The organism is Synechococcus sp. SynAce01 (genome assembly GCF_001885215.1).
In the GTDB taxonomy this organism is placed as follows: Bacteria; Cyanobacteriota; Cyanobacteriia; order PCC-6307; family Cyanobiaceae; genus Regnicoccus; species Regnicoccus frigidus.
The window spans coordinates 57,500-82,061 of sequence record NZ_CP018091.1; the positions used below are offsets into that span (position 1 = coordinate 57,500).

General features: G+C 63.6%; 34 protein-coding genes. 12 read left to right on the forward strand and 22 right to left on the reverse strand.

Features of this window, described 5'->3' with window-relative positions; translation table 11 throughout:
- Nucleotides 1-284: 284 nt before the first annotated feature.
- From msrA to BM449_RS00290, 3 genes are all read right to left on the reverse strand, one after another.
- The gene (msrA, locus tag BM449_RS00280; RefSeq protein ID WP_311134190.1) at nt 285-986 is read right to left on the reverse strand and encodes a peptide-methionine (S)-S-oxide reductase MsrA; all 702 of its coding nucleotides are present in this window, start codon (nt 984-986) and stop codon (nt 285-287) included.
- Between the two features lie 76 nt (nt 987-1,062).
- Complete coding sequence (locus BM449_RS00285) at nt 1,063-1,968, reverse strand: GNAT family N-acetyltransferase (RefSeq protein WP_071799610.1); 906 nt, start codon at nt 1,966-1,968, stop codon at nt 1,063-1,065.
- 114 nt (nt 1,969-2,082) lie between these two features.
- Entirely contained in the window at nt 2,083-2,316 is a 234-nt protein-coding gene (locus BM449_RS00290; protein ID WP_233830854.1) for a helix-turn-helix domain-containing protein, read from the reverse strand.
- A gap of 19 nt (nt 2,317-2,335) precedes the next feature.
- On the opposite strand from BM449_RS00290, the gene BM449_RS00300 reads away from it, so the two are divergent.
- The 4 genes from BM449_RS00300 to BM449_RS00315 all read left to right on the forward strand — a co-directional run bounded on the left by BM449_RS00300 (nt 2,336) and on the right by BM449_RS00315 (nt 4,803).
- Nucleotides 2,336-3,100: a DUF1353 domain-containing protein gene (locus BM449_RS00300; RefSeq protein WP_233830856.1), complete on the forward strand. Its 765-nt coding sequence runs from the start codon at nt 2,336-2,338 to the stop codon at nt 3,098-3,100.
- Nucleotides 3,101-3,259: 159 nt separating this feature from the next.
- On the forward strand, nt 3,260-3,664 hold the full coding sequence (locus BM449_RS00305; RefSeq protein WP_071799613.1) for a hypothetical protein: 405 nt from the start codon (nt 3,260-3,262) through the stop codon (nt 3,662-3,664).
- Nucleotides 3,665-3,887: 223 nt separating this feature from the next.
- Entirely contained in the window at nt 3,888-4,103 is a 216-nt protein-coding gene (locus BM449_RS00310; protein WP_071801795.1) for a hypothetical protein, read from the forward strand.
- Between the two features lie 367 nt (nt 4,104-4,470).
- Nucleotides 4,471-4,803, forward strand: coding sequence for a hypothetical protein (locus BM449_RS00315; protein ID WP_071799614.1), 333 nt, complete (start codon nt 4,471-4,473; stop codon nt 4,801-4,803).
- A gap of 585 nt (nt 4,804-5,388) precedes the next feature.
- Here BM449_RS00315 and BM449_RS00320 read toward each other — a convergent pair.
- The 5 genes from BM449_RS00320 to BM449_RS00335 all read right to left on the reverse strand — a co-directional run bounded on the left by BM449_RS00320 (nt 5,389) and on the right by BM449_RS00335 (nt 9,614).
- The gene (locus BM449_RS00320; RefSeq protein ID WP_071799615.1) at nt 5,389-5,760 is read right to left on the reverse strand and encodes a hypothetical protein; all 372 of its coding nucleotides are present in this window, start codon (nt 5,758-5,760) and stop codon (nt 5,389-5,391) included.
- A 566-nt stretch (nt 5,761-6,326) separates the two neighbouring features.
- Entirely contained in the window at nt 6,327-6,455 is a 129-nt protein-coding gene (locus tag BM449_RS15510; RefSeq protein WP_257785593.1) for a hypothetical protein, read from the reverse strand.
- A complete protein-coding gene (locus BM449_RS00325) occupies nt 6,445-7,494 on the reverse strand; it encodes a LysM domain-containing protein (RefSeq protein WP_071799616.1) in 1,050 nt (349 codons plus the stop codon). The genes BM449_RS15510 and BM449_RS00325 overlap by 11 nt, the downstream gene beginning before the upstream one ends.
- A 27-nt stretch (nt 7,495-7,521) precedes the next feature.
- Nucleotides 7,522-8,028 (reverse strand): hypothetical protein, encoded by a 507-nt coding sequence (locus BM449_RS00330; protein ID WP_071799617.1) that lies wholly within the window; start codon nt 8,026-8,028, stop codon nt 7,522-7,524.
- On the reverse strand, nt 8,025-9,614 hold the full coding sequence (locus BM449_RS00335; RefSeq protein ID WP_071799618.1) for a DUF4055 domain-containing protein: 1,590 nt from the start codon (nt 9,612-9,614) through the stop codon (nt 8,025-8,027). Before BM449_RS00335 ends, BM449_RS00330 begins: the two co-directional genes overlap by 4 nt.
- A 103-nt stretch (nt 9,615-9,717) precedes the next feature.
- On the opposite strand from BM449_RS00335, the gene BM449_RS00340 reads away from it, so the two are divergent.
- The 3 genes from BM449_RS00340 (at nt 9,718) to BM449_RS14740 (ending at nt 11,829) form a co-directional block, all read left to right on the forward strand.
- Complete coding sequence (locus BM449_RS00340) at nt 9,718-10,080, forward strand: UPF0175 family protein (RefSeq protein ID WP_071799619.1); 363 nt, start codon at nt 9,718-9,720, stop codon at nt 10,078-10,080.
- A complete protein-coding gene (locus BM449_RS00345) occupies nt 10,044-10,562 on the forward strand; it encodes a DUF3368 domain-containing protein (RefSeq protein ID WP_071799620.1) in 519 nt (172 codons plus the stop codon). The genes BM449_RS00340 and BM449_RS00345 overlap by 37 nt, the downstream gene beginning before the upstream one ends.
- Before the next feature lie 484 nt (nt 10,563-11,046).
- Nucleotides 11,047-11,829, forward strand: coding sequence for a hypothetical protein (locus BM449_RS14740; protein ID WP_145537002.1), 783 nt, complete (start codon nt 11,047-11,049; stop codon nt 11,827-11,829).
- Nucleotides 11,830-11,946: 117 nt separating this feature from the next.
- Here the strand turns inward: BM449_RS14740 and BM449_RS00350 are convergent, their stop codons facing one another.
- The 3 genes from BM449_RS00350 to BM449_RS00360 are packed head-to-tail and all read right to left on the reverse strand — an operon-like array spanning nt 11,947 to nt 14,957.
- Nucleotides 11,947-12,540 carry a sigma factor gene (locus tag BM449_RS00350; protein ID WP_071799621.1) on the reverse strand — a complete coding sequence of 198 codons (594 nt, stop codon included), beginning with the start codon at nt 12,538-12,540 and terminating at the stop codon, nt 11,947-11,949.
- Nucleotides 12,541-12,546: 6 nt separating this feature from the next.
- Nucleotides 12,547-14,184 (reverse strand): terminase, encoded by a 1,638-nt coding sequence (locus tag BM449_RS00355; RefSeq protein ID WP_071799622.1) that lies wholly within the window; start codon nt 14,182-14,184, stop codon nt 12,547-12,549.
- Nucleotides 14,181-14,957 (reverse strand): hypothetical protein, encoded by a 777-nt coding sequence (locus BM449_RS00360; RefSeq protein WP_233830858.1) that lies wholly within the window; start codon nt 14,955-14,957, stop codon nt 14,181-14,183. Before BM449_RS00360 ends, BM449_RS00355 begins: the two co-directional genes overlap by 4 nt.
- A gap of 166 nt (nt 14,958-15,123) precedes the next feature.
- On the opposite strand from BM449_RS00360, the gene BM449_RS00365 reads away from it, so the two are divergent.
- Nucleotides 15,124-15,561 carry an SLOG family protein gene (locus BM449_RS00365; protein ID WP_162922794.1) on the forward strand — a complete coding sequence of 146 codons (438 nt, stop codon included), beginning with the start codon at nt 15,124-15,126 and terminating at the stop codon, nt 15,559-15,561.
- 46 nt (nt 15,562-15,607) lie between these two features.
- Here the strand turns inward: BM449_RS00365 and BM449_RS00370 are convergent, their stop codons facing one another.
- The 11 genes from BM449_RS00370 to BM449_RS00415 all read right to left on the reverse strand — a co-directional run bounded on the left by BM449_RS00370 (nt 15,608) and on the right by BM449_RS00415 (nt 22,675).
- Complete coding sequence (locus BM449_RS00370) at nt 15,608-16,318, reverse strand: 3'-5' exonuclease (RefSeq protein WP_083544296.1); 711 nt, start codon at nt 16,316-16,318, stop codon at nt 15,608-15,610.
- A gap of 176 nt (nt 16,319-16,494) precedes the next feature.
- Nucleotides 16,495-16,815 carry a hypothetical protein gene (locus BM449_RS14745; protein WP_145537006.1) on the reverse strand — a complete coding sequence of 107 codons (321 nt, stop codon included), beginning with the start codon at nt 16,813-16,815 and terminating at the stop codon, nt 16,495-16,497.
- Complete coding sequence (locus BM449_RS00375; protein WP_071799624.1) at nt 16,799-17,179, reverse strand: hypothetical protein; 381 nt, start codon at nt 17,177-17,179, stop codon at nt 16,799-16,801. Before BM449_RS00375 ends, BM449_RS14745 begins: the two co-directional genes overlap by 17 nt.
- 3 nt (nt 17,180-17,182) lie before the next feature.
- A complete protein-coding gene (locus tag BM449_RS00380; protein WP_071799625.1) occupies nt 17,183-17,401 on the reverse strand; it encodes a hypothetical protein in 219 nt (72 codons plus the stop codon).
- A 114-nt stretch (nt 17,402-17,515) separates the two neighbouring features.
- Nucleotides 17,516-17,851, reverse strand: a complete 336-nt coding sequence (locus tag BM449_RS00385; RefSeq protein ID WP_071799626.1) for a hypothetical protein — start codon at nt 17,849-17,851, stop codon at nt 17,516-17,518.
- Nucleotides 17,852-17,872: 21 nt separating this feature from the next.
- Nucleotides 17,873-19,000 (reverse strand): hypothetical protein, encoded by a 1,128-nt coding sequence (locus tag BM449_RS00390; RefSeq protein WP_071799627.1) that lies wholly within the window; start codon nt 18,998-19,000, stop codon nt 17,873-17,875.
- A 211-nt stretch (nt 19,001-19,211) separates the two neighbouring features.
- A complete protein-coding gene (locus BM449_RS00395; protein WP_071799628.1) occupies nt 19,212-19,928 on the reverse strand; it encodes a hypothetical protein in 717 nt (238 codons plus the stop codon).
- On the reverse strand, nt 19,921-20,349 hold the full coding sequence (locus BM449_RS00400) for a hypothetical protein (RefSeq protein ID WP_071799629.1): 429 nt from the start codon (nt 20,347-20,349) through the stop codon (nt 19,921-19,923). The genes BM449_RS00395 and BM449_RS00400 overlap by 8 nt, the downstream gene beginning before the upstream one ends.
- 162 nt (nt 20,350-20,511) lie before the next feature.
- The gene (locus BM449_RS00405) at nt 20,512-21,087 is read right to left on the reverse strand and encodes a hypothetical protein (protein WP_071799630.1); all 576 of its coding nucleotides are present in this window, start codon (nt 21,085-21,087) and stop codon (nt 20,512-20,514) included.
- A gap of 50 nt (nt 21,088-21,137) precedes the next feature.
- Nucleotides 21,138-22,355 carry a helix-turn-helix domain-containing protein gene (locus BM449_RS00410; RefSeq protein ID WP_071799631.1) on the reverse strand — a complete coding sequence of 406 codons (1,218 nt, stop codon included), beginning with the start codon at nt 22,353-22,355 and terminating at the stop codon, nt 21,138-21,140.
- A 68-nt stretch (nt 22,356-22,423) separates the two neighbouring features.
- Nucleotides 22,424-22,675: a hypothetical protein gene (locus BM449_RS00415; RefSeq protein WP_145537008.1), complete on the reverse strand. Its 252-nt coding sequence runs from the start codon at nt 22,673-22,675 to the stop codon at nt 22,424-22,426.
- Nucleotides 22,676-22,738: 63 nt separating this feature from the next.
- Between BM449_RS00415 and BM449_RS00420 the strand changes: the two genes are divergently transcribed.
- The 4 genes from BM449_RS00420 to BM449_RS00435 all read left to right on the forward strand — a co-directional run bounded on the left by BM449_RS00420 (nt 22,739) and on the right by BM449_RS00435 (nt 24,468).
- On the forward strand, nt 22,739-23,476 hold the full coding sequence (locus BM449_RS00420; protein ID WP_071799633.1) for a hypothetical protein: 738 nt from the start codon (nt 22,739-22,741) through the stop codon (nt 23,474-23,476).
- A 187-nt stretch (nt 23,477-23,663) separates the two neighbouring features.
- Nucleotides 23,664-24,059 (forward strand): hypothetical protein, encoded by a 396-nt coding sequence (locus BM449_RS00425; protein ID WP_162922795.1) that lies wholly within the window; start codon nt 23,664-23,666, stop codon nt 24,057-24,059.
- Complete coding sequence (locus BM449_RS00430) at nt 24,056-24,238, forward strand: hypothetical protein (RefSeq protein WP_071799635.1); 183 nt, start codon at nt 24,056-24,058, stop codon at nt 24,236-24,238. The genes BM449_RS00425 and BM449_RS00430 overlap by 4 nt, the downstream gene beginning before the upstream one ends.
- Nucleotides 24,235-24,468, forward strand: a complete 234-nt coding sequence (locus BM449_RS00435) for a helix-turn-helix domain-containing protein (RefSeq protein ID WP_071799636.1) — start codon at nt 24,235-24,237, stop codon at nt 24,466-24,468. The genes BM449_RS00430 and BM449_RS00435 overlap by 4 nt, the downstream gene beginning before the upstream one ends.
- Nucleotides 24,469-24,562: the final 94 nt, after the last annotated feature.

A 24,562-nucleotide genomic window follows, 5' to 3' on the forward strand; every position in this document is an offset into this window, starting at 1 on the left:
ATCTTCTGTTTCGCCACCTCAGGCTCCTTGCCTGCAACTCAGGGGCAACGTTAATTGCTCTCAGCATCCCTAGCGAACGTCCTTTATAGGCGGTCTAGTTTCTACACGTCCCTCAGTAACTTATTCAGCCATTTGGATTTTATGTCTAACGCTAGGGCACTTTCAAGAATCCGATAACTCAACCGAGACTGCGATTCTGATTCCAGTCACAGCAATGGGTCTCAACTGACTGGAAGATCAAGAACAGTGATTTATCGAGGTGCCCTTAAGATTGGCTGTTTTTTCTACTGCCGTAACTCCGGGAACGTGCTTCGGAACGTCGCCAGTTTTGGCAGATCGTGCACCACCACATAGGGATGCAGTGGATTGCGCTTCACAAAGTCTTGGTGGTAGGCCTCGGCTGGGAAGAAGCGGTCGCTGCTCTCCACCACGGTGGCAATTGGCTTCTCGAAGCTGCCGGCCTGGTTGAGCTGCTCGATGTACTGCCGCGCCAGCTTCTGCAGCATGGGATCGGCCGTAAAGATCGCCGAGCGGTACTGCTCGCCCACATCGGGGCCCTGGCGATTCAGCTCGGTGGGGTCGTGGGCCACCGCGAAGAACACCTTCAGCAGTTCGCCGTAGCTCACCTGGGCGGAGTCGTAGGTGATGCGGATGCCCTCGGCATGGCCCGTGGTGCCGCGGCTCACTTCGGCGTAGCGGGCTGTGTCCGCTGAGCCGCCGGCGTAGCCGGTTTCGACGCTTTTGACCCCCCGCACTTCCTCGTAGATCGCCTCCATACCCCAGAAGCAGCCTCCCGCGAGCAGCGCCGTCTGGGTGGGGCCGGGGCTCCGGCCTCGATCAAGGGTGGGGTCGGGTAGGGCCGCGGCGCTGGCGGCACCGAGCCGCATGGGCAACTCCCCGGTGAACACCAGTGGCAGCAGCAGCACCCCAGCCAGGACAGCGCCGAGGGAGGTGATCAGCGGCCATCCCAACGTGAACCTGGGCATGGGAGACATCCTGAACGCTGTCTCTGGTCTACAGCTGGAGCCTGGGTTTGGATTGGGGGCTGCTCGCCGGGCCGCTTCAGCCCAGCTCCAGGCAGGCCAGGCCATACACATCCCCCAGCCCCACGCTTGGCGGCTCGCCCCGATACATCCGCAGCACGCTGCTGAGGGGCTGAAAGCCGAGCTGCACCATCAGCGGGCCCCCATGGGGGTTGGCGCCGGGCACATCGATCAACACCACGCCTGGATGTCGGGCCAGCATGCCGAGCAGCAGGCGTTCGGCCAGGGCCGGGCTATCGGCCAGCAGCGGCCCGATGCGCCAGCCGTAGCCCTGGCGCAGCAGGCAAGGCCGGATCCGCCCGAAGCCGTGACACTCCCCCTGGCGATCGATCAGAACCAGCACAGTGCCGGCCCGCTGGCCCAACCAGTCGGCCAGGAAGTGGGGGCGCGGGCTCGGTTCGCGCTGGGCGTCGTAGGCCTGCACCGCCCGCTGCGGCAAGCGTTGCCCCTGCACCAGCTCCAGCCCGTCATGGGGATCGATCGGCCGCTCGTCCCCTGTGGCCAGCGCTTGCCAGCGCTGGGTGGGGGAGGCCGCCCTGAAGCCCCAGCGGCTGTAGTCCTCCACCCGCTCCGGAGCCGCCTCGAGCCCGATGCAGGGCAGCGCGGCCAGGTGGTCCATGGCGGTGCGCCACAAGTCGAGGCCATGGCCCCGGCCGCGCATCTCAGGTGCCACCAGAAACAGGCCGATGAAGCCGTAACTGGCGTTGTAACGCACGCCGGCGATGCAGCCGATCAGCTGCTGGTTGAGCTCCTTCACCCACAACCCCTGGCGATCGGTGTCCCGGAAGCAGGCCACATCGCCATCGCCCGGACAAAATCCCTCGGCCCGCGCCCAGGCCACCACCTGGGGGATGTCTTGAGGGGCAAGGGGTCGGATCAGCCCTCCCGCCCCTCTGGAGCAGTCATGGCCATCGTTCTCAATCATGCCTCGACCACAACCCGCGTCCCCGGGGTCTCCAGCCTGCTCCCGGCTGCCAGCGTGGGGGCAGCTTTGATCCCCGCACCCGCACCCTGGTGCTCGATCTGGTGCTGGCCCTGATCAACGAAGACCCCGCTCACGGCAATACGCACTGAGCTCAGTCGCGTCTAGCCCGGCAGTCTCCAGCACCACCGTGAACTTGTCGGTGGCACCCCAGCCCTCGGGATCTTTCGCCGATGCCGGCACCACTTCACCCTGCAACCGCCAGGTCTTCCTCCATTTGTAGAGGGTCACCACGTGAATACCCAGTTCCTCAGAAATCCGGGCCACGCTCTGCCTGTGCGGCGGGCTCATCCGCTTCCTCACGTCAGCCTTGACGGCCTCGCTGTATCCGCGCATTGGTCATGTCCTCAAGCCCCCGGGTGTACTGATGAGAGGGGTGACATCTTTCCTGAAACTGGGGGCAACAGAAGATAACGTTTTTGGGATTCTGTTGATGTCTTCTCTGGCGGAATTGGTAAGGTTCCCCTCGGGTTTGACTGCATTTATTGACATGACCCAGAATCATGGATTCTTCTCTGGACGGCCACTAGCTAGATGGCTCACGGGAGACAAGCCAGACAGAAAGATGGTTCTTGAAGAGGCCTTCATATTTACTGATCCCGAGGGGAAAGTATGGGAAGTTCCTGCTGGCTACTCAATAGATGGTGCTTCAATACCCAAAGCCCTATGGTCGCTTATTGGTTCGCCATACACAGGTGACTATAGGAGGGCTAGCATTGTCCACGACAAGGCATGTGACGACGCAAAGAAGGACTTCAATGCTCGCCGTGCTGCAGATAGAATGTTCTTCCACGCATGCAGGGCTGGTGGATGCAGTACGGATGAAGCGAAAACTCTTTACTTGGGCGTCAGGATGGGAGCATTAAAAGATCAGATTCCACTCTGGTCGGATAGCATTACTGAATCATTTTCTCCAAGACCAAGAGCTTCGATTCCTTTAGGCGACCGTAGAATCGAAACAGACTTTCGGCTTGCTAGAGAAGTACTGAGACGTGAGGTGGAAACAGATGATCCTTTGGAACTTGAAGAACAGGTTGACAGGGCTCTTGAGCTTGTGGGCGCAGGCACACCATGAGTTCTCTGCATAACTGGCTGAGTCCATAACTTGATTGAATGGGCAGTGGCATCTAACCAGCCCCTCGAGTGGACAGGCCCACCTCAAGCAATCTGCTTCTCCGCCCTAGGCTCTCTGCCTGCCACCCAGGGGCAGAGTTGGGCGCCACAGGAGAGACTTATGGCTCTTGCGATCACTTTTAAGGCATTCGCAGTGTGGCTGGGCATCTTGGTGCTGGCAATCGCAAATGGTGCGCTCAGAGAAGCCGTCATTATTCCAGCGATTGGCAAATCGTCGGGATTAATCATTAGTGGCATTTTGCTGTCGGGACTACTTTTGACAGTTACGTATTATGCGATGTCGTGGTTAGGACGAGCGCCAGCCGTAAGTTACGCCGTAATCGGCTTTGGTTGGCTCTGTCTTACCTTGCTGTTCGAGTTTATATTTGGAAGTATCTTTCAGGGAAAATCTTGGCCGGAACTTCTTGAAGCGTACACTTTCAAGGGTGGCAATATTTGGCCAATTGTTCTGCTTGTCACCGCACTAGCTCCATATGTGGCGGCCAGAATCAGGGGTTGGGCGTGAGGTCGGTGGTGCCTAAATATTCATTCGAGGCTGACAACTTAGCCGGCGCTAAACTCAAACGTTAGGCAGCAAGAGCTGGGGCGTTGCGGCCTAGCCACGCCGAGCAGAACCCGGAAGCTGCACTGGCCTGCTCAGTTCGGCAAGGGCTGCGCAAGCCGCTACGCGGCCCCTGCCTTCCCTGCGCGAGCCGTGCGATGGGATCGGGTTCCTCACCGTATTGGCCATGGCCTCACTGCAAGCACCCTCCTGCGAAATCCGCCGCGTCATCGTTCACTTTTATCCCGAAGGGATCAAGGGAGGCGCTCACAGCTTTGAGCAGCAGTTCTTCGGGAAGCGCGGCAAGCCCGTCAAGAAGATGCGCTTCGTGCCTGCCGAGAAGGCCTTCGCAATCGCCCGTTCCTTGCAGGGCACCAAGGGCTGCACCGTCTCGGTGATCTGAGCCCTCCGGGCCGCTGCGGCGGCCCTTTTCTCTGCTCCTGCTCGCCACAAGAGCTGAAGCGAACCAACGGTGTGAGGCTTAGGTGCTGCACCAGGCTGATAGCGCGGCCTACGACGACGCGGCCTTAGCCGCGCAGGTAGCAACATCAGCAAGACTCGGGCCCACCAGCACCGGCCGCGACTCAGAGGTCGGGCGCATCGGAACGGGCGAAACGCAACCCATGGTGCCCTGGGCTGCCAGCAGCCGATCGCTGCGTTCTCGGGCTGGCGCCGCCGGCCGCGTCAAGGGCTACGCAAGCGGCTTCGCCGCCCTTAGCCCATCCGGCTGAACCACGGGCGTGGGGGCTGGGTTCTTCGCCTCTCCTGCGATGCAAGCCCATACCACCGAGTCCCTGCTGCGCCCCGTGCTGGCTCACAGCCTCGCCACACTCTTCCTCTGCTGCTCCATCGCCTACGGCGCCGGTTTCGCTCTCGGCAGCGGCATTCATTGGCTCAATGGCCAGCTCTCCGCTGTCGCGTCGGCACGGCTGGCACCGGCCAATCCACAGCTCATGGCCACCATCGAGGCCTGGCAGGAGGAAGTCAAAGCCGGTCGCTGGGTTGAGCCACAACCCATCGCCACCGGTTGCTGGCGCGATCTCCAGCCACAAAGCGAGCAGCAGGAGGCCGATCAGGAACTCCCGCTCTCCTGGGTCGTGTAGCACCGGCCAGGGCGGCTCAAAGCCGCCAAAACTGCCTGCAGATGGCATCTAGAAGCCGCCAGAAGGCATAGGACATCGTCGCCGCTGCGCTGCGCTCTGCTCCTGGAGGCGGCTGCTCCAGGCCGCTCCACCCGCTCGCTCCCACTCGGAATTCCACTGCCTCGCGCCTGTGCCGCCACACCAAAGCCAGCAGCCGGCATCACCACAGCTTCTCTTCTCCTCTCGCGCCTGCTCGGGCTTCGTTACCGCTGTTCGTGTGATGCCTCCTGGTGCGGTGTTTGGTGTTTCCAGATTTTGCGACATTTCCGATGCAATGTCCGCGCGTTTCTCAGTTCTAGGGATAGTTACCCCTTTTTGGATCTTGGTTTTTTATTTTCGTACACCTCTGCTTATCTTGCACCGTCGCGTTTGATTGTCGATCAATTCATTCACAGCAAGATCGACGGCGCCGTTCAACAGCTAATACGAGAACCACACCGGCTTCCTGCCCGTATCTTCTCCAAACAAAAGGCCCGGCACAGATGTGCTCGGGCCAGCAGATTCAGTCGTTGCCTCTGTCCAGATCAGTAGCCACTGCAGCTGGGATCAGCGCCTGGCCCCGGCTGGCTTGGGTCCATAGCTGGCCAGGTACAGCTCTGAGGTGGTCATGCTCTGGAGGTTGGTCGTCTGGCCATTGCCATCGAACTCAGCGATCACCGTGTTCGGGCCAAGGCCGCCGCGCTGGCTGAAGAGAAAACTGAGCACCGGGTGCGTGCGCAACGACTCCACGTGCTCAGAAGCAGCGAGGGTGCCGTCATCGCCAAGGATCGTGCTGCCCTTGCTGTCGATCGGCTCGAGAATGTCACGGCCATTGGCATCTTTTGTGAGCCTAAACTCAGCGCCAACCTGAGAGCGGAAGATCTCAAAGAAGCTGCCACGGTTGTCGCCACCGGTACGCCCCTTGGCATCAATGAACAAGCGCTCCAGCAGCGATCCTTGCGCAGTTCATCCACCTGCTTGAGGGCCTCATCACGCTCTTTGGCCACCAGCTTCACCTTGCGGGCAGCAGAGGCTTCCAGTTGGCGCTCGCGGGTGGCAATCTCACGTTCCAGCTGTTCCTTCTGCCGCTCGGCCTCCTGCAGCCGCTCGTACTCATCGGGATTGATCTTGGAGAACTGGGAGAGCTGGCGCTTCAAGGTGCGCAGATCGCGCTCCAGGTTGTTGGTCTTACGGCGCTCGCCTTGAGGGCCTCGCTGATCTGCGCGCCGCGGGGAGCAGGCTCGGGCTCGGCTCATCGCCAGCAATGTCATCGAGGGGTTCCTCGTCGTCCTGGTCCTCGTCGAGCGTTCATCCTCCAGGTCGAGGTATCGGCTGCATGGTCATGGTCAGTGTCGCCGGCACCTGGTTGGGCTGGTGCTGCGCTGATCAAAGGAGACGTAGCGCTGCTGAGCTGCAGCGAGTTGATCAAAGAAGGCTTGAGGCATGGTCCACCCATCGCGGCTGTGGTTGATGGGAGCAGCCCGTCCGGGCTCTGCTCCTGCCTGCTATTGCCAGCGCTTAAGACGGATCGAAGAGAAACCAACCAGCGGCGAAGTCGGATCGGGATTGGGATCGGGATCGGGATCGGGCGTGGGCTGCTCTGTCGGGTCCACATCCCAGAGGTCATCGGTCACCGAGACACCGCGCAGTTTCGGTAGACGGATCCATCGCCAGCGGGAAGCAGGGTCGAGGGCCGGATCGCTGGCACCACAGATCCTGGCCAGGGTCCAGCTCACTGCTGGGCCTGATCGCCGGCACGTTCACCACCAGGCCCAGCGGCAGCTGCTCAGCGCCGGGGTAGCGATCAAGATCCGGCAGGTTGTACTCGCGCAGGGTGGGTCTGGTGGTGTCATAGAGCTCAGCGAGCACGGCCAATGTGTCGCCCTCCAGCACCAGGTGGCCATCAGCGCGAAGCAGTTGCGGGTTGAGGTTGCGCAGGGTGTCCACCGTGGTGCCATGACGACCAGCCAGCAGGTTGAGCGTGTCGCCTTCCACGGTGGTGATCGTTTCGTAGCTGGCCAGTTCAGGGTTCTCCTTGCGCAAGGTCTGCACGGTGGTGCCGTAGCGCTCCGCAATCACGCTCAATGTGTCACCGGGGCTGACCACCAGCACGCGGTTGGGCTTGAGCGCCAGCACCACCTTCTCGCCCAGCTGTGGCTGCACCAAGGCGCCGATGCCACCGGAGCCATAGGCCTGGCCCACCAGCAGCAGAGAGAGGCCAAGCAGCTCAGCTCGCGGCTGTGGGGGCAGCAGGCCGGGCGACTGGAGGCCCGAGAGATCACCCAGCCAGCAGAGGCCATCACAGGGGGCAAAGCAGGTGGTGGCCGGGGGCGTCGTGGTGATGCCGGTGTCGGGGTCGGTGAGATCAGGCGGCTGGTAGATGCCGCGCAGGCCGCTGCCCTGCCAGGGCTGGCTGGCATCAAGGAAGTCCCAGGCGTAGGGGCGCAGCGCATCGAGCACCGCCGCCCGGCAGATGTAGCCCTCGCAGAGGATGTCGCCGGTATCGACACCAGGGCCGTTGGTGTTGTTGGAGATCAGGCGCTGCTGGGCAATGAAGACATCGAGCACATGCCGCGCCACGATCACCGGCTCCCTGGAACCGGGGTGCTGGGGTTGAAAGAACAGCAACCGGGCATTGGCGACAACCTGCAACGGCGAGGCGGACATGGTCATCAGCCGCGCAGGATCCAGCCCTGGTAACTACTGGGCTGGGGGTTGGCCTGCCAACTGCGCAGACTCGGCAGGATCAGGAAGAATCGTCTGCGCGTGAAGACGGCGCTGCTGGGCCGGCGCCAGCGCGGAAGCGGCAGCCGCCTGGTCGGCGCTGGGGATCTCGTATTCGGTGACCACTTCCTCCATGAGCAGATCGGTGGCGTACTCGATCACATCCAGCTTTTTTGTCGGCAGTTGCTCGGGGATCGGAATGGCAGCGCCCTTGCGCGACACCTTCGTCACCACCGCGTTCTGCGGTGGCGCATCAGGGTCAAGCGGGGGAGGTGGAGCGAGCAGGGCGGCATCAATCAAGGCAATGGCATCGAGGCTCGCCTTGGCGCTGGGGATCGGATCGGGGTAGCTGGCCTCCAGCTGCGCCATGGCGTCATTGATGGCACGCACGGCTGGTGCCGTTGCAGGCATCTGCAGGGCACGGCGGATGGCTTCGAGATCAGTGGGACGCCAGGCGTAGGGGTTCGTGGTGGGATCGCTCATGGCTGGTGGCTGGGTACGGCGATCGGATCAGCCGTTGCTGCCATGGGGTTCACCACGCCTGGGGCGCTGGAGAGCGCGAGCTGGTGGCGTAGCTCAGCGCTGCTGATCACGCCGCGCTCATGCAGGGTGAGCCATTCACCAACTGAGGGCAGGGGCCGAGCTGGCGGGGTGAGCGGCGTCACGGTCAGCGACACCCCGGCTCCTGCCTCCAGCGGATCACCGGTGAGAGCGCACCAGTGGCCCAGCAGGGTGGAGAACACCGAGGTCTTGTGCGTCGCCAGCGACTGGAGGAGCGCAAAGGATTGCCCGGCTGTGAGGCTGATCTCCTGTTCACTGCGGCCGGCGCCCATGTTCTCGGCGGGCACGAGCGCATCGCGGCGCATGTTCTGATCCAGCATCTGCAGGTAGGCGCGGTGCTCGGCCAGGGAGCGGGCGCGGATCTCCTTCCACTCGAAGTCCGCGCCGGCAGGCAGGTCCATGAAGGTGTTGGTGGAGAGCACCAGCGGTTCGGCGGGGCGCTCATCGCCATCGGCATCCGGCACGTTGCCGAACTGATCCACCAGGCCGCTGCGCACGGCCACCGGCAGGGCGCAGCGCGAAAGCAGGTCCTCGTACTCGCTCTTGAGGCGGTAGTGCGTCAGGTACTGATGGGCCAGACCGAGGTGCGGCAGATCGCCATGGCCGAAGGACGCACCATCGGCGGCGTACCAGACCGCAGGAAGCTGATGCAACCTGGGGCTAAGCAAGGCGGTGCCAAGGGGCTGGGCCCTGAAACCACCGGGTTCACGGGGGCTGGGCACCGCGGCGAACGACGCCTGGGTCATGCCATCTGGTGTGAGCAGCAGGCGGTGGTAGGTCCAGTCGCAAAGCTCAGCTGGCCGCAACTCCCGGCCATCGGCGCCGACGAAATGCACCGGGATCAGGTCATGGTGCCGCGGCGTCACAGGCCGGCGGCGGTCCTGGCGCCACCAGAGACCGTGGGGCGCCGCCTGCGGATTCGGCTGTGCCCAGTCCAGCAGGTCCGTACGGGGCACAAGCAGCAGCCGGGGCAGGGAGGCGCGATCACCAGCGGCGATGGCATCGAGGCGATGACCCTCGGAGGGCCAGCGGTGCTCGGGCGGCAGCACCATCAACAGACAGCCGCCATCGCGCAGCACGAGCAGATCGGCAACGAACAGGAACACCGACAGGTCAGTGCCGTGGCCATCGACATCACCGAGCACGCGGAGCAGGCTGCTCGGCAGGGCGCGGGGGTGAAGGAAGGAGAGCATGCCGGCATAGGTGCGCAGGGCATCGCGGAAAAAGCCGGTCGGCCGGGCCGCTTCGATGCGGCTGGCGTAGGAGAGGGAAGGCTCCTTGTGGCCCTGGGGCAGATAGACGCTGCGGCGGCAGGCGCCTTCCGGTGACTGCAGCAGGTTCCAGCAGTCGTAGGCGAGCTGAAGCCGATCACGCACGGCCACCAAGGAGGGATGCTCCCGCCAGGGCTGCAGCAGCGGAGTGCCTTTGGAGGCAGCGCGGGCCTGCTGCTCGGTTGGAGAGAGCGGCAGCCACTTGTTGCGGGATCGGCTGCGACTCCTGGAGGCCAAGGGCTTGGTGCTGCTGGGGGCTATTGCCAGGAGGGGGCCTGCCTGCTCCCTTCTCAATCGCCCTTAGAGTCATCCCATCAGATCATCCCTGGAGGGATGGGCCATGCATGCCGTCAGCGTCAGCGGCCTCAAGAACAATCCGGCCGAGGCCCTGCGCCAGTCCAAGCAGGGCATGGTCGTCGTGCTCAACAGGGACCATCCCGATGCGGTGATGATGGGCCTCGATCAGGGCGGCCTGTTGCAGGCACCGGGCGTGCGGGCCGCGCTGGCCACCGCCCTGTTCCGCGATGGTGAGCTCTCCCTGGCTCGCGCCGCCCGGGTCGCCGAGATGGACACCTCCGCCTTCATCTCCCATCTCTCGCGGCTGGGGATCCCGGTGATCCGTCTGACGGAAGCCGAAACCAACGCCGACCTTGACACCCTGGAGCAATGGCTGCAGTCGTCATCAGTGACGCCAGCCCTCTGATCGGCCTCGCCCGTGTGAACGGGATCGGTTGGCTGAAGGAGCTGTTCGGTGGAGGTCCTCATCCCAAAGCGGTGGTGGCCGATGAAGTGATCACCGGAGGCTTCCCTGCAGAAGAAGCGCGCATCACCGCAGCACTGGAGGCTGGCTGGCTCCAGATTGCTGGACCCATCCCAGCCGGGCCTGACCTGCCGGATCTCGATGAGGGAGAAGCGGCCAGCATTCGCCTGGCCCTTGCACATCCGGGCCCGGCGCTGTTGCTGATCGACGAGCGCTCAGGGCGGGCCGTGGCCCAGGGCCTGGGGCTGTCGATTGCAGGTACAGCCGCGGTCATCGGCATGGCCCGAGCGCGCCATTTGATCCCGTCGGCTCGGGCCGTGCTGTCCCAACTGCATGACAGCGATTTCAGGATCGCTCCGGCAGTGATTCATGCCGTTCTGCGGCGCTGCGGAGAGAGCAGCCCTGAAACTCCACAGGAGCCCTGAGGGAGGTCTGGGCTACGGCGCTCAGGCCAATACAGGGGGATGGACTGACCAACGCCACGGTTGTCTCAAGGCTGTTCTCCAACGACTTCAAGTGGCGCTACCCGCTTTCCCCCCGACCACTGCAGGGCAGCATGAACAACCTCAAGATCAAGAAACTCCTGAGTCACTGAGATGTGAGAACGACCATGATCTATACCCATGTTCTCAATCGTGGGTCGCCTGGGATCAGCAGCCCGGTAGAGATTGTGTAGCGTGATGAACAAGTGGTCCTCGGGCCCGAGAACCATGGCTACGCTTATGGAGATAAATCTGAAAGGCTTTAATGCGACTGGGTTCTTACTATGCCCCCGATGTACTTGAGCCGTGGTTCTCGGAAAAGGATGAGCAGTCGGCGGTGGTTCACGGAAACCATCCAATAACAAGTTATGTTTCACAAGAGAAGTATTCAGGAAAAACAACATTTACAAAATTGGAGGATGTTTAAATGAAATATGGATTAGGATGGACAAAGGCTGTTTGGGATTGGTACAACGAAGTTTGGAAGAAGCACGCACGTGGTGGAGTGGGAGGGTTAGGTGGAGTAATCATCACATTTTTTGCCATGATAGTTATGATAATCGGTGTCATATTAGGTGCAATACTCGATACAATCGTGGAATTTTTTAATTGGCTAGGCGGGCTATTTAACGATAAAGATGATGATAGAGCCAGAGCAGAGATCAGGGATATGTCATGCGACGAAATTAATGCTCTTTCTGAGGAGCGTCTGAATTCAATGACTCAGGCTTTACTGGATGGTCCAACTGGTGATGATGATGAAAAAGCGTTAATAAAAATTGTAGAGTGTTTGAACTGTGATCGATTGACCGGCACCTATTGGCCTCGTTTTGGATCGCGGATTCAAGATGATACACATGGTAACGAATTCGATCGCTTGCGTGTCGCTATGCGTAGATGTCGGTTAGTTAATTTCTCAAATTGGGATGATGATGCAACAAGAGTATTCATTCGTAATTCATCTTGTCCTGATTTGCAGCTACTAACGATGGATGACATAAAACAACTATTGAGAAATATGTTTAGTGGCTTTACTGGAGACGATGATGAAAGAATGATCAATAAGCTTATATATTGTTTGGATTCTGATACCGTGCAGCGTCTTGTTCGAGAGCGGGGGTTTTCCATTTCAGACTTTGATGATGAAGTTGACGGTTCGGAGTGGATACAGCTGGTAAGAATATTTAGGAGTAAAGGAGTATCTGCTTGATCCAAGAATGGAAACATAACTAGGCGCTCCAGCTGACCGTAAAAAGCGGCGCTCCTGTCGTCGCTCTGCTTTTTACGGCATCTGAGCTAGGTCGTTCACAAGTCAAGAGCCAACCCTTCAGCTATCCGGCTGCAGCGCAATCACAGTGATCGAGCAAGCATCCTGAATCTCCCGCCAGCGCTCGGCCGTGATCCCCAGCCGCTGCGATATCGCATCGGGCGGTTGTCCTTCCCGCAGCAGCTTCTGCCCGCTGGCGTAGAGGTCGCGCCAGGAGGGCGGCACCTTGATGGCAAAGCCGTGGTCCCGCAGGTAGTGGGTAATCTCGCCGTTGGCGTAGGTGCGGGCGTAGGGGCGAAACGAGCGCCCACCCGTACCATCGAAGCGGGCGGCGGCCTTGAGCAGGCCGATCACCGCGAGCTGACGCAGATCATCAAAGGGATGGGACGTGCGCCGGGCGAAGTTGCCGGCGATCTTGTCGGCCAGCTCGAGGTGCTCCAGCGCCAGGGCGTGGGCTGGCGAGAGGCGCGGGCGTGAGCGCTGGCGCTGGGGCCGGCTCCGTGGTGGCCGGCGAGGCGTGAGGCTGAGCGCCAGCTGTTGAAAACCGGAGCAGGAGCAGACGAGTCGGCGGCGATGGCGAGCGCGGGCCGATGGTCGGGGCCAGGCGGAGGCGTGAACCAGCGCGAACTGAAACGGCAGGCAGAGCTGCAGCACAACGGTTCAACGGGTCAGCAGCATCGGCAGCGGCTCCCGCTTGATGCCAAGACCGCGCCAGTAACGGGATTCGAGCCAGAGGGCACCCTGGCCAAAGGCATCGACCAAGTCCTTGGAGCCCCGCGGGAAGCGGGGCAGCTCCTCCAGCAGCGGAGCGGCGCGGTGATGGAAGCCCAACTGGCCGGCTTCCAGCAGGGGCGCGACAGCGTGGGCGCGCATCAGCTTGGAGCCCTTCGGGGTGATCGGCAGCAGGCCCGGCACCTTGCGCCGCAGGGTCTGGAGCACGGCCGGGCCGTTGGCGGCGTCCTCAATCAGCACCGCGTTGGGGCGCAGCTTCTGGCGCTCCAGGGCGGAGAGGCTGTGGAGCAGGAAAGCGATGGTGTCAGGTAGCCCGAAGCGGTGGCGGGCGGCCCAGAGCACCTCAATCTCCAGATGGTGAGGCGACGGGGGAGTGGCTGATCGCTGGGGCTGGTTGGGGCCGGGCGGGTCGCTCTGCAGCAGGCCCATCAGCACGAAGCCGCAGAAATCGCTGGTCTCCTCGCCCTTAAAGGAGAGGTCACAGGAGAACACCAGCGAGGCGTAGCGGCGGGGATGGCGGCGCTCAAACGGTCCGCGCAGCCAGCTGCGCTGGAACAGGCCGCCACTGGAGGGTGAGGGCCGCTGCTGGTAGAGCGCATTCCACCAGTAGGAGCCGAGGCGGCCACGGATGCGCAGCAACTCATCGAGGGGGAAGCGCTCAGGGCAGAGGGGTTCACCCGGCTGCCGCCAGTCAGGGTGAACGCTGCAGGTCGGCGGGAAGCTCTGGCGCTCAGCTGGCGGCTGGGCGATGGCCGGCAGGTCAACGATGTGCCAGCGCTGGGGGGCCTCACCGGCCTCATCAAGCAGGAGCGAGGCCACCACGTCCTCGTGTTCCCAGCGCGTGAGCACCAGGATCTGGGCCGAGAGGTTGCGCTGGCGGGCACCATCACCGGCCTCGATCGATTCCGGTTCCGCCCGTGTGAACCAGACAGCCCGCAGCCACTCCATCAGGCGCTCGCGCACGCGAGGGGAACCAGCATCAGCCGGGCCTTTGTAGGGGTCATCGAGGATGCCGAGGCTGTAGCCCTTACCGGTGAACGGGCCATTGACACCAGCGGCGATGCAGCCACCGCGCTGGGGCGTGAGCCAGTTGCCGACCGCCGCTGAATCACGGGAGAGCAGGCTGCCGCTGGCCCGGTAGAAGTGCCGCGCTTCGCGGGAATGGGCATAGGCCAGCTCGCCGGAATAGCTGGCGATGGCGGCGAACAGGTGCGGGTGGCGATAGACGAAGTAGGCCGGGAAAAGCTTGGAGATCAGCAGCGATTTGCCCAGCCGCGGCGGGCAGGTGACGATCAGCCGCGAAAGATCGCCATCGGCGATGGCCTGGAGCAGGGCAACCAGCTCGTCATTCCAGCGGTGGAAGGCGTAACGGGGGAAGACTTCGGTGATGAACGCCCGCAGCGCCAGGGGTGCCGTGGCGTTGTTGGCGGCAGCGGACTTTGCAAGGCCGAGCAGGCCAAGATCAGCCCATGGATCGCCGTGCAGGGGTGAGTGCAGCAGCCCGCCGCTGAGGGCCAGCTGGCGCGGAGGCGGGGCAAGCGGTCGGGGGCCAAGCAGGTTGCTCATGGCCCCGAAAGCATTGGCGCCTTGACAGGAGCGCGGAGCAGGCCGGCGATTTCGCAGATGACGCGATGGGCACCAACGGAAGCACTGAACTGCTCAGCATCAGCAGCGCGGCGGGCGACATCCATCAGGGCGTAGATCTGCTCGGCCTGGTGCATGAGCCGGTCATCCACCAGCTCCTCAACCATGCGAGAACGCGCCACGCGCATGTACTTGCGCAGGGTGCATTCCGAAGTCATGTCCCAGAGGATGGAGGCCTGATCGCGGATGAAAGAACGCGGCTGGCGTTGAGCGATCCAGAGCTGGAAATGGGCGACGCGGTTTTCAACCTCAGCGCGACTGGGACGAGGTTTGCTGACCTGCTGGGGGAAGCGAACACCTTCGCCGTGGCGCTTTTTTCCCTTGGCGCTGAGCTTGGCGCCGCTGGCGGCCCCCGGCCAGAGAGGGTTGCCGTCGTCGTCCTCATGCGGCGCTGAATCACGGAGGATGTCAACAGCGGGTTCGCGGTACGAACGATCGATCTCGCCAAGGGCAAGGGCAAGGCTCTCTCTGATCTGTAGGCGAACATCCACAACAGGAAGGAGCAGCACCGCCAGGGGCGAACGGTAGCGAACCCAAGAATACAGAACCAAGAAGTCATAGCAATGCTGGCGCCCGTCGGCGGGGGTTGAGGGTGTCACGCCACGCAAGGGCTGCGCAGGTTCGGCTGACGCCTCACCCTTGCGTTGGCGTAATGGATTCCCCTTGCCGCCGCAGGGCTGGTGCGCTGAGGTCACGGCGGCACGGCGGCCTTCCCGCGGCTGCGGTGGCCAGGCGCCTGAGGCCAGCTGGCTGTCGCGCGTTAGCGCATAAAGGCCAATCAGGAGTAGAATAGCGTTCGTTAGGGATTGGTTGTTGGTGCGTGCTGGCGCTGAGCGAACTGGTGCGATTGGTGGCCTTCGGTTGGGGGTTCAGCTGGGCCTTCTGCCAACGGCGCTACCGCTCAGGGGTCCCGTGGTGATCGTCACCAGCGGAGGGCGGGATCTGGCCTGGAAACCAGCTGTTGTCGAAGCAGCCATCAAGGAAGCAGCCGGCGGCCAGGCGGTGCTGCAGCTGCTGCATGGCGGCGCCCGTGGTGCCGATTCCCTGGTGGATCGGGCGGCACGGCGGCTGGGCTGGCCAGTCGTCGCGGTGAGCGCCGAGTGGGATCGCTACCGGCAGGCAGCCGGGCCGATCCGCAATCGCAAGATGCTGGAAGCGGCGGTGATGGCGGCGGCAGCCGTGGAGGGAGACGTGCTGGTGCTCGGTTTTCCCGGCGGGGCCGGCACCCGCGATTGCCTGCGCTATGCGCAGTTGCTGCGGCGCAGCGGCAAGTCGGTGCGGGTGGAGCGGCTGCACTGAGCAGGCCGCTCAGCCGGCGGGAAGTCCCGTGTTTCGCGGCTCAGGTTCAGGCGTTGATCCAGGTGAAAGGGAAGGGAAGGGCCTCGATCTGCGCGTTGGTGAGGCGGCGGCGCCACTGCTTGGCCTGAGGCTCCCAGCGGAAACCCGCTTCTTTGGCCTCGTCTTTCCGGGAGAAGGGCAGATCAGCGGCCACCAGATGGCGAGGTTCAAGGCCTTCAAGCAGCAACTGCTCCAGGTTCGGGGCCCGCTGCAGCACCTGGGCCAGGTAGGTGCAGTCGGTCAGGGCACGGTGGGCCGACCAGACAGGGATCCCGTGGGCCAGAGCCAGGCTGGCAAGGGAGGGGTTGGGCTTGAGATCGGGCCAGCTGATGCCCTCGTAGCTGCAGATCCAGGGGATCGCTGGGGTGGCGCCAAGTGCCTTCTGAAGGAAGGATTCGATCCAGGGGCGATCAAAGCTGGCGTTATGGGCCAGCAGGGCATCAGCGCTGTCAACCAAAGAGAAGAACAGAGCGCGTGCCTGCTGGTGCGGCATCGCCAGGCGGGTGATCTCAGCATCGATGCCATTGACGGGCTCAGCCTTGTTCTCGTAGACGCCAAGCAGAAAGGAGAGCTGCTGCAGCACGGCCCGGTGGGGCACAGAGAAGAGCACCGCGCCGATCTCACACAGCTCAGCCTCTGGGGCCTGAAGGCCAGTGGTTTCGGTGTCAAGGATCAGCAGGGTGGTGGGCACTGCTGGGTTCGTTGCTGCCGCGCTCATCGGCTCTCCCTGGTGGTGCCAGCCGGGCTGGAGTCGTTGCCCAGCGGGACGCAACAGCAGACAGGAGAAGCGCAGCGGCTGGGGTTGTGGGTCATCGGCAAACGGCCTTCGCCAACACTGGCCAGGAAGCTGCCGTCAGAGGGAGGCCAGAAGCGGAGCCGTTCGGGAGTCACGCTTCAACCATGCGGCCGTTGGCCATCAAGGAGATGCAGGAGCGCATGCAGGCGTCCATGGGTGTGGTGGATCTGATTCCAAAGATTGAGCGCTTCTCCGTAGAGCCGTGCGTGCTCAGGGTCTGAGGAATAGGGCGGAGGAGCCGGCGGCTCAGGTGGGGCGGGGAGCTGGGCCACGATCGCCCGCAGTGGTGCCGCTGCGAGGGCGGAGCGGCAGTGACGGCCAGCCCAGAACTCACGCTCAAAGGCATCGAGAACAAGCCGGGCCAGCTGCTCAACGGCGCAGAGCGCGGCGGTGGTATCTGGATCAGAAGGGAATCTCATGGTCGAAGGTGTTGTCTATGGAAGGAGACTGATCACCTGCGGGGTGGCCGTAGCGGCTGGGCTGGAGATGATCAGGTTGCGATAGGGGCTGGGTCTGATAGTCACCAGGGCCGCCCATACTGGCTGGATCTTTGAGTTGCACGGTGCGATAACTGTTGCCACTGCGTGAGGTATTGGAATACTCGAAGGCCAACAACTTGACTACGTTTTCCTTCAGGTAGTCATCATGTTCACCGGGCTGGCCAAGCAACCATTCGGCGAAAGCATGAACGTCAGAAATAGGAATCGTGAGATTTCCTGCACCCAGATAGCTCTTGCCAGGTTTGGGATCAAACAGCTTGACGGTGAGGCGAGGAAGACCCATGGTTCAAAGATCAGTGGAGAGGTTGAAGTAACGGCGAAGAATGTCGTGAATCGCGCCAGAAGGCGTCAGTCCGCAGAGGGAGGCGTAGGAGGAGAGATGGGCGTAGACATCAGGCCAGAGACTGGTTGTGACCCGCCTGGCAGCCGTGCGGCGGCCATAGCGGCGCAGAGGTCGTGGCAGAAAGGGCTGATCAGGCGATTGGCCAGGCGCTGCGGCTGCCATGGCTCAAAGCTCCCCAGACCGCTGGCCATCAGGCTCACCCCCAGCGGCGTGATGGATCGCCTCAAGATCCATCCGGAGCAGGGGAGAGGGAGCGGATTCAGGGAGCTGGTTCTGCTACAGCGGCAGGGTGGAGCTGAGGCTGAGGGTGTCTTCGTCGAACCAGAACGCATGGGCCGGTGTGGGCCGGCGTGGTTCCTTGAGGGTGACCAGATCAAAGACAAGAAGTTGCTCAGCATTGTCTTCTGAGAGCCTGAGCTTGCCCTGGAGGGTCAGCTCGCCGTTGAGGCTGGTGTCAGCAACGGCCAAAGAAAGGCGCGAGAGGGCCTCGGTGAGTTCCTGATGCAACTGGCCATTGCGCTGCCGCAGCAACCAGGCGGCAAAGGAAGGATCAGGAACAGGGCTGGTCAGGTCGATGACGACCAGTCCGGTCGTTGCGCTGTTGTCATCCATGGATGGGATCAAGAAGGGTGATCAGATCGCCGCCGGTTGGCGCCGCTGGGCGATGCGATCACGCAGAAAGGCGGCGTGATCGGCGGTCTGGATGTAATCGGAGACAAGGGCAGTGGAGGAGAGCTCAAAGCGTGAACGGAAGTCCGAGACGATCTGGGGGATCACCTCGGCGGGAAGGGTGCGGATCTCACCGATCAACTCCTGAACCTCGGTGGAGCTGAGCCTGTGAGGCTGCTCAGGCGGCTGGCTGGCAGCGGCAGGAGCTGGAGCGGGCTGTGGATCCTGAACAGCTGTTGGTTCCGAGGGTGCAGGAAGGGAGGGCTTGCTGCTGCGGCGCCTGCGCGTGGGAGCGGTCGGCTGGGCGCCAGCAGCAGAGGCCTGGGCAGCAATGCCGGTGGGTGCTGCGGTGGAGCTGTGGTGCTGGGCGGCCGGTTCTCGGTGGCTGGATTCGTCGCCGTCGTTGTCCTCAGCGGAGAGGCAGAGCAGGGAGAGGATCTGATAACGGCGGAGGTAGGTGACCACACCGCCGAGGGAGTGAAGCGGATTGGTGGTGGTGCCGAGCTGCCCGAGCAGGGTGTAGAGGCCCTTGAGCTGGTCATCGAGCCGCAGGCCTAGGGGGCGCTCAGGCGCAGAAGGTGCGGGGAGGGAAGGCTTGGCGCCGTTGCTGGCCGCAGGGACTGGATCAGTGAGAGGGGGGTGATCAGCGGCTGGGGCTGGAGGCCGTGGCGGCAGGCTGAAGGGAACGGCACCGGCAGCAGCGAGGGCAAGGTCGATCGGGAACCGCTCGATGACGGCCTGGCGCAGCTCATGGCTGCGGACGAGTAAGGCGTCGAGGGAGGGGATCAGCCATTCAGAGCTGATCGCTTCGTCTGTATCGGCATGGAGCAGCCGGGTGCGCAGCAGGCTGGCGCCATCGGCGGCGGGGTGCAGGGTCTGGGTGAGCACCAGTCCCTGATCGAGCAGGGGAGGGGTCACCGCTTCAAGGACGGTCTGGAGGTTGGCGAAAGCGCCGTATTTGGCCTGGGAGGCCTTGTAGATGGGGCCGACGTGACGGTGAAAGGCGAGGAGAGCGAGGCCGATGGAGCCGTGCGTGGCGGAAGCGGCAACGGGCTGGCCGGATGGAGCGGAAGCTGGCGCGGAAACCGTCATGGAGGGCCGGCAGTGTCGCTTAAATCTAGCACTAGCGTTCGCTATAGAGTATCTATAGCGGTAGAAGGTAGCAAGCATGATGGTGCGGGCCGGCGGCCGCTCAGCAGCTGTCCGGAGGCGCGTCCGTTCAGTGTTCCCAGCCAGCGCCAACGCGAGCCAAAGCCAGGCAACAGGACTCAGCTCCTGCCTTGGGCGTCAGGCGCGGGCAGGCTCAGTTCAAAGCGAGCTGTGACTGCGGCTTAGCGACCTGGCCCGTGGACCACTGCTGCAGCGCCAGCAGGGGCCTGAGTTCGCCGTCAGTGTCGTAGAGGGCGTGCAGCTGCTCAGGCGTCCAGACATGCCAGCCGCTGAGCACATTGCGCAGCACTTCGAGCTCGGCGCGGCTGAGCAGCGGCTGGCGGGAGTCGATGACCACTGCGGCGAGATCCGTCCAGGCCTGAGGCAGATCAACCTGTCGCTCCTTGGCGATCACCTTGAAGCGCTCGGCGACATCGGCGCTGAGCTCCACAGCCTCAGCCAGGCTCGGCAGCGGCCTCTCCTGGGCCCAGCCCGGGGCCTCCAGTTCTCCGATGAAGTGCGAGAAGAAGTCGGTCGCCGTCCAGATCTGGCCGTCCTCATGCTCCAGGGGACGCTGGCGGGCCAGGCGCTCCACCAGGGGATCGTCAGCGGGCAGGCCGTAATCCATGCGATGCAGGCGATCGTTCATCACCCCGAACTGGATGAAGGTGAGCGGATAGGGCTGCTCGATCAGGCCGCGCTGCATCCGGCTGAAGGTGGAGTCAGCAACGGCCGGGAAGCCTGCCGCCTTGCCCCAGCGCAGGGGGAGATCACTGCTCCAGCCGCCGCGCTCCATCCAGCGGCCGAGGGTCGCTCCGAAACGGAGACGGGCCTGGGGGGAAGGAAGCTGGGAATGGAGGGGATTACCCATCGAGGTCAGGCCAGGAAGAGGGATGAACAGCAGTCGAGCGATCGGTTGCGGCGGAAGTGGCGAGAGGGGACGGAGCCGCCGAGGGCTTGTGAGTGAGCAGCAGCACCAGGCGCGCCCACTGCTCAGGGGTGAGCACGCAGCGCCAGGAGCCGCCTCGGAAACGAACGAAGGTGGTCGCGTGATCGCTGCAGGCGTTGCGGCGCTGACGTTCGGCGCCGAGGGGTTTTTCGCGGGCGGCGCGGGCCACATCGGCCCAGTCAGCGACCTGAAGCGTGAAGCCATCGAGGCCGTCAAGATCGCCCACGTCATCGAGCCGACCAGCGCCGAGCTTGCGGCGGATCGGTTGACCGAGCAGCAGGGAAAGCAGCTGAGACAGCTCCCGTTCAGCGCGGTCACCTCGTTGTTTGGACGGGTTCGCCATGAGCCGTAGCGAAGCAATCCGAGCCTACAGACCGCTAGAGGGATAGGGAAAGGGCTAGGGCCTTAAAAAAATGATCAATTCTTGAGCGGAAGGGCAAGGACAGGTCGCGCCAGAAGCGCCGGCAGGCCCCCGCTGGCCAGGCCTCGGTGAGCACTTGGCGCGTCATGGCCTGGGCAGGGAAGGTCCAGCCAGGGCCTCAACGAGGCAGGAGCCGATCGACTGCAGGCCACCGGCACTGGCAGGGCGCTCAGCCAGTTGCGCCGTGGCGCGGCGGACTTCATCCCCGGTCTCGCGAATGAACCAGGGCAGGGCGGGGCTGAGGCCAGCAGCCTGCTGCCGGCGCCAGCCGTTGATGGTGGCCTCGGTCTCGGCCCAAGCCTTGGCTCGCTGCCTGCGCAGGTCATCGAGCTGGGCCGCCGTCAGCTCAGAGCCGATCGAGCGCCCATCACCAAGTCGCCGCAGTCGGCCGTCAGCCTCGCGATAGCCGCCGCGCCCCTGGCTGTCAGCCGCAGGCCGGGACGTGGCAGCGGGGCAGTTGCAGACCAGGGCCAGGTCAGAGCCGGAGTTGGGGCGGCCATCGCGGAGGCAGTCGTAATCGGCCAGATGGCTGTTGACCAGTCCATCGCCGTTGGTGACCAGGCCGGTGTCATTGCAGGCCAGGCAGGCAAACGACGGGTGACGGAAGCTGATCTCACGATCACCCGCGTCACGCTTGTGGCTCGGAGGCACAAGGAACACAAAAGTGCCTTAGCGACTGACAGAAGAAGTCTAGGGCTTTGCGTCCGCTATCAGGGGCTGCGAAACAGCTGATAGGCGCCGCTGTTCATCAGCGGCAACGCTGCGGCCTGGGGTGCGGCCTGGGCTGACTGCCGCCTGAGCCAGCTGCGGCCATTGAGCGCTGGCCAGCCCGCCTGCAGGCCCTGGCGCAGCAGCTCCACCACCGAGTCACAGCCGGCGGCGCGTTGCACCAGCTCGAGCTCCTCGAGCAGGGCCAGAAACACCGCCCGGTTGCGCGGGCCGTTGCGGGCGAGCCAGTAGGTCTCGATGCGATCGGCGATCGGCCGCAGGGCCGGTGGCAATTCGGCCACCGGCAACGGCAGACGTCGGGCGGCCGCATCAGGCTCAGACACCAGCGCCAGCTTGGGTGGCCCGCCTGCAGGCGCTGGCTCCGGGTCATCGCCCTGGAGTTCACGCCGGCGGCGCCTGGCCTCCTGGCTCGCTGCCGAACTCAGGTCTGCGTAGGTGCGGTGGAAGGCCACCACCAGAGCCGTCGGTAGGGCGTTGTAGGCCACAAAGTCAGCGGGCTGCAGCGGCCGGGAGCGGGTCGGCATCCGCGCCGCGCCGATCACCACCGGCAAGCCCGCCTTGACCGCCGCAATGACCGACAGCCGGGCGGCACCCATGGCCAAGTCATCCCGCTCAGCCGGCAGCGGCACCAGCACCGGCGCCCGATCGGGCGGGCAGATCTCCGGGTCATCGTCAGGCACAGCCGCCAGGTCGGACGGAGCCAGCTTGCGCGCGTTAGAGACAGAGGAAAGGATCAGTTCTTTTCTAGATCCTGGCTTGTAGTTCCTGGGATCTAGTTCGTAGCCATCAAACAGGGGCCAGGTGTTGGCCCCTGTTTGATGGCCGGGTGCTGGCCCCTGCTTAGGGGCCAGGTCCTCGTTGGGGTGGCCCCCATCTGAGGGCCGGGTCTGGCTCTGGGCTGGGACCGCGGGCCTCGGTCGGTCCTGCACCCGATAGACGCTGGTGCGACCCGGTCGCTGCAGACGCTCGAGCCAGCCGGTGCTGCAGAGCCAGGCCAGCCCACGCTTCACCGCATCGCGGTTCATGCGCGACAGGGCAGCCAGGGTGGCCACCGAGGCCCAGCAACCCAGGGCATTGCCAGCGGCCCGCTGCCTGATGCACAGGTACAGGGCCATGTAGTTCTTGTGATCACCCGCGAGGCACAGCTCGAACAGCTGGTGCGGGAAGGCCAGGAAGCGATCCGGTGTTGTCGCACTCATCGAGGGAAATGGTGGCGGAAGCGAAGCGGGTCGGCCAGCGAAACAGCGGCCAGCAGGGCGGCACTCAGTCAGGTCGCCAGCGATCGCACGGGCGAGGGCTCAGCTGCTGGATCGCCACTTTCCTGCCGCTGTTTGCGGCAGTGGGCCAGGGCCAGCCGTTCCACATCCCGGCGCTCGTCCTCCATCAACTGAGCGATCAGGCGCCGCATGAAGCTCGAAGCGTTGCCCGCGGCATGGGCTCGTATCCAGGCGATCTGATCGAGCTGGAGCAGAAAAACGACCGAGGCCGTCGGCGTGGACACAGTCGGGGGAACGGGCACGGCCATGATCAGCAATAGACTTGTGTTCGCTAGATTAGTCTTAATTTTCTAGCGAGCCACAAGATGAGTGCAGCTGGATCTCCTCTCCCTGTTGCCAGGGCGCCGGTCACCTGGCTGCAGCGGCTGCCCCTGCGCCGCGACAACAGCACCTGGACCTACTGGCTGCAGCAACCAGCGCACCAGTTCCCGATCTCGATCACAGGCGTGATCGCCAAGGTCTGCAAATCGGAGGACGCCCTGGGCTGGATCGAGGCCTGGCGCACGGTCTGGGAGCCCAGGGGCAACACGGTTCACGCCGCCATGCAGCACTTCGCCCTGCACCGCTGGGGTGCCCCCAGCGAGCTGTGGCCGTTGAACGACACTGACGGCCAGCGGCTCGACTGCAGCCAGCCACCCGAGCCGGCAGGACTGCGCTACGGGGCCTACAGCGACTGGATCCGGCCCCTGTTCGCTCAGCCGCTCTGGGCTCACATCACTGTCGTGGGAGCCGAGGTGATGGTCTACGACCTGGAAGACAACGTCGCCGGGACGATGGATCTGATCCTGAGATTTCCCGATGGCAGCCACGGCATGGCTGACCTCAAGACGCTCTCGGCCAGTGGCAGAAAGTACGACACCAGGGCCCAGATCGGCGCCGGAATCAGCATGGCCGAGCAGCGCTTCGGGCTGGAATTCTCGCGGGGACTGACGATCTGGTCCGGCCCAGGCCAGTGCGAAATCCAGACCCACAGGGCCGACGACTGCCGGCGCAAGTGGCGCCAGACCATGAACCGCTACAGCGCCATCTGGCGTCCATTCTGATCTGAAATAGCGTTCGCTAGCGCTAGAATGCAGAGGTAGTCCTACCGATCCTGCTTCAGCGTGAACGGTCCCGAGCTGCCCTGCTTCCCGCGCTCCAGGCGCATCCCACCGTCCTTCTGCCTCCCCTGCAGCGATGTCTGCCAAAACCCACGTCACTTCAGTCGCCGCCATCAACGCGCCCAGCTCCATGCCTATGGCCTCTGCTGCGCCACCTCTGGCTTCCTGTTCGGAGCCCTCGCCATCGCCCTTCTCGCTCACGCAAGAAGTAGCTGACGCCCTCTATTGGGCCGCCGAAGCCAAGCAGGCCGTCCTCGATGCCCAGGCCAACCTCCAGTCCGCCACTGACACCCTTGATCAGATGGTTGAGATCGGCGCCCTGCCGGAGAAAAACCTGCCGACTGTCAGCGGGTTCGCCATCTACCGGCAGGAAGGTCGCGTCTCCTGGTCCTACCCGCCAGCGATCAAGGCCCTGGAGGCCCAGGTCAAGCAGCAGAAGCAGCTCTGCGAACAGCTCGGCGAGGCGATCCAGAAGCGCGGCAATCCCTTCTGGACCATCAAGCCATTCGACGCCAGCAAGCCATGAGCCCCACGGAAACAACAGCGGCGAGCAGCGTCATCACCACCCACCTGCGCGAGCTGCCCAACACCGCCTTGGAAGCCGCCATCGACCTGGTGTCCCAGAGCGGCCCCGCCGCCCTGATCGAGCTGATCAGCGACGAGTTCTGCCGGCGTCAGCCCTTCATCCAGCGAGATACACCATGAGCACCACCCCATGGCTTGGGGCGCCAGAAGCCTCCCGCGCCCTCGGCATCAGCGTCAGCACCCTCTACCGCTGGCGCACCGCCCGCTTGATCAAGGCCGGCGAACACTGGCGCCGTAAGTACCCGAGCCCGCGGTCACCCGTCCTGTATCACCTGCGGCGCTGCGAGCACCGCATGAGTGAGTTGAGCGCCTGCACTGCCGCCAGCATCGAGGTACCACTGAGCTTCTAGTCAGCGCTCCTGGTTCCATCGCATCGTGTAAGCAGAAAGCGCGACCTGGGGCCTGCAATTCAGAAGACGAAGCGTGCCAAGCCATGGCTAAGGG

What these genes read in the sequence shown, in the direction of transcription:
- msrA (WP_311134190.1), bottom strand. Translation starts at nt 986, where the DNA reads ATGCCCAGGTTCACGTTGGGATGGCCGCTGATCACCTCCCTCGGCGCT.
- BM449_RS00285 (WP_071799610.1), bottom strand. Translation starts at nt 1,968, where the DNA reads ATGATTGAGAACGATGGCCATGACTGCTCCAGAGGGGCGGGAGGGCTG.
- BM449_RS00290 (WP_233830854.1), bottom strand. Translation starts at nt 2,316, where the DNA reads ATGAGCCCGCCGCACAGGCAGAGCGTGGCCCGGATTTCTGAGGAACTG.
- BM449_RS00305 (WP_071799613.1), top strand. Translation starts at nt 3,260, where the DNA reads ATGGCTCTTGCGATCACTTTTAAGGCATTCGCAGTGTGGCTGGGCATC.
- BM449_RS00310 (WP_071801795.1), top strand. Translation starts at nt 3,888, where the DNA reads ATGGCCTCACTGCAAGCACCCTCCTGCGAAATCCGCCGCGTCATCGTT.
- BM449_RS00315 (WP_071799614.1), top strand. Translation starts at nt 4,471, where the DNA reads ATGCAAGCCCATACCACCGAGTCCCTGCTGCGCCCCGTGCTGGCTCAC.
- BM449_RS00325 (WP_071799616.1), bottom strand. Translation starts at nt 7,494, where the DNA reads ATGACCATGTCCGCCTCGCCGTTGCAGGTTGTCGCCAATGCCCGGTTG.
- BM449_RS00330 (WP_071799617.1), bottom strand. Translation starts at nt 8,028, where the DNA reads ATGAGCGATCCCACCACGAACCCCTACGCCTGGCGTCCCACTGATCTC.
- BM449_RS00340 (WP_071799619.1), top strand. Translation starts at nt 9,718, where the DNA reads ATGCATGCCGTCAGCGTCAGCGGCCTCAAGAACAATCCGGCCGAGGCC.
- BM449_RS00345 (WP_071799620.1), top strand. Translation starts at nt 10,044, where the DNA reads ATGGCTGCAGTCGTCATCAGTGACGCCAGCCCTCTGATCGGCCTCGCC.
- BM449_RS14740 (WP_145537002.1), top strand. Translation starts at nt 11,047, where the DNA reads ATGAAATATGGATTAGGATGGACAAAGGCTGTTTGGGATTGGTACAAC.
- BM449_RS00355 (WP_071799622.1), bottom strand. Translation starts at nt 14,184, where the DNA reads ATGAGCAACCTGCTTGGCCCCCGACCGCTTGCCCCGCCTCCGCGCCAG.
- BM449_RS00370 (WP_083544296.1), bottom strand. Translation starts at nt 16,318, where the DNA reads ATGAGCGCGGCAGCAACGAACCCAGCAGTGCCCACCACCCTGCTGATC.
- BM449_RS14745 (WP_145537006.1), bottom strand. Translation starts at nt 16,815, where the DNA reads ATGAGATTCCCTTCTGATCCAGATACCACCGCCGCGCTCTGCGCCGTT.
- BM449_RS00375 (WP_071799624.1), bottom strand. Translation starts at nt 17,179, where the DNA reads ATGGGTCTTCCTCGCCTCACCGTCAAGCTGTTTGATCCCAAACCTGGC.
- BM449_RS00380 (WP_071799625.1), bottom strand. Translation starts at nt 17,401, where the DNA reads ATGGCAGCCGCAGCGCCTGGCCAATCGCCTGATCAGCCCTTTCTGCCA.
- BM449_RS00385 (WP_071799626.1), bottom strand. Translation starts at nt 17,851, where the DNA reads ATGGATGACAACAGCGCAACGACCGGACTGGTCGTCATCGACCTGACC.
- BM449_RS00390 (WP_071799627.1), bottom strand. Translation starts at nt 19,000, where the DNA reads ATGACGGTTTCCGCGCCAGCTTCCGCTCCATCCGGCCAGCCCGTTGCC.
- BM449_RS00395 (WP_071799628.1), bottom strand. Translation starts at nt 19,928, where the DNA reads ATGGGTAATCCCCTCCATTCCCAGCTTCCTTCCCCCCAGGCCCGTCTC.
- BM449_RS00400 (WP_071799629.1), bottom strand. Translation starts at nt 20,349, where the DNA reads ATGGCGAACCCGTCCAAACAACGAGGTGACCGCGCTGAACGGGAGCTG.
- BM449_RS00410 (WP_071799631.1), bottom strand. Translation starts at nt 22,355, where the DNA reads ATGAGTGCGACAACACCGGATCGCTTCCTGGCCTTCCCGCACCAGCTG.
- BM449_RS00420 (WP_071799633.1), top strand. Translation starts at nt 22,739, where the DNA reads ATGAGTGCAGCTGGATCTCCTCTCCCTGTTGCCAGGGCGCCGGTCACC.
- BM449_RS00425 (WP_162922795.1), top strand. Translation starts at nt 23,664, where the DNA reads ATGCCTATGGCCTCTGCTGCGCCACCTCTGGCTTCCTGTTCGGAGCCC.
- BM449_RS00430 (WP_071799635.1), top strand. Translation starts at nt 24,056, where the DNA reads ATGAGCCCCACGGAAACAACAGCGGCGAGCAGCGTCATCACCACCCAC.
- BM449_RS00435 (WP_071799636.1), top strand. Translation starts at nt 24,235, where the DNA reads ATGAGCACCACCCCATGGCTTGGGGCGCCAGAAGCCTCCCGCGCCCTC.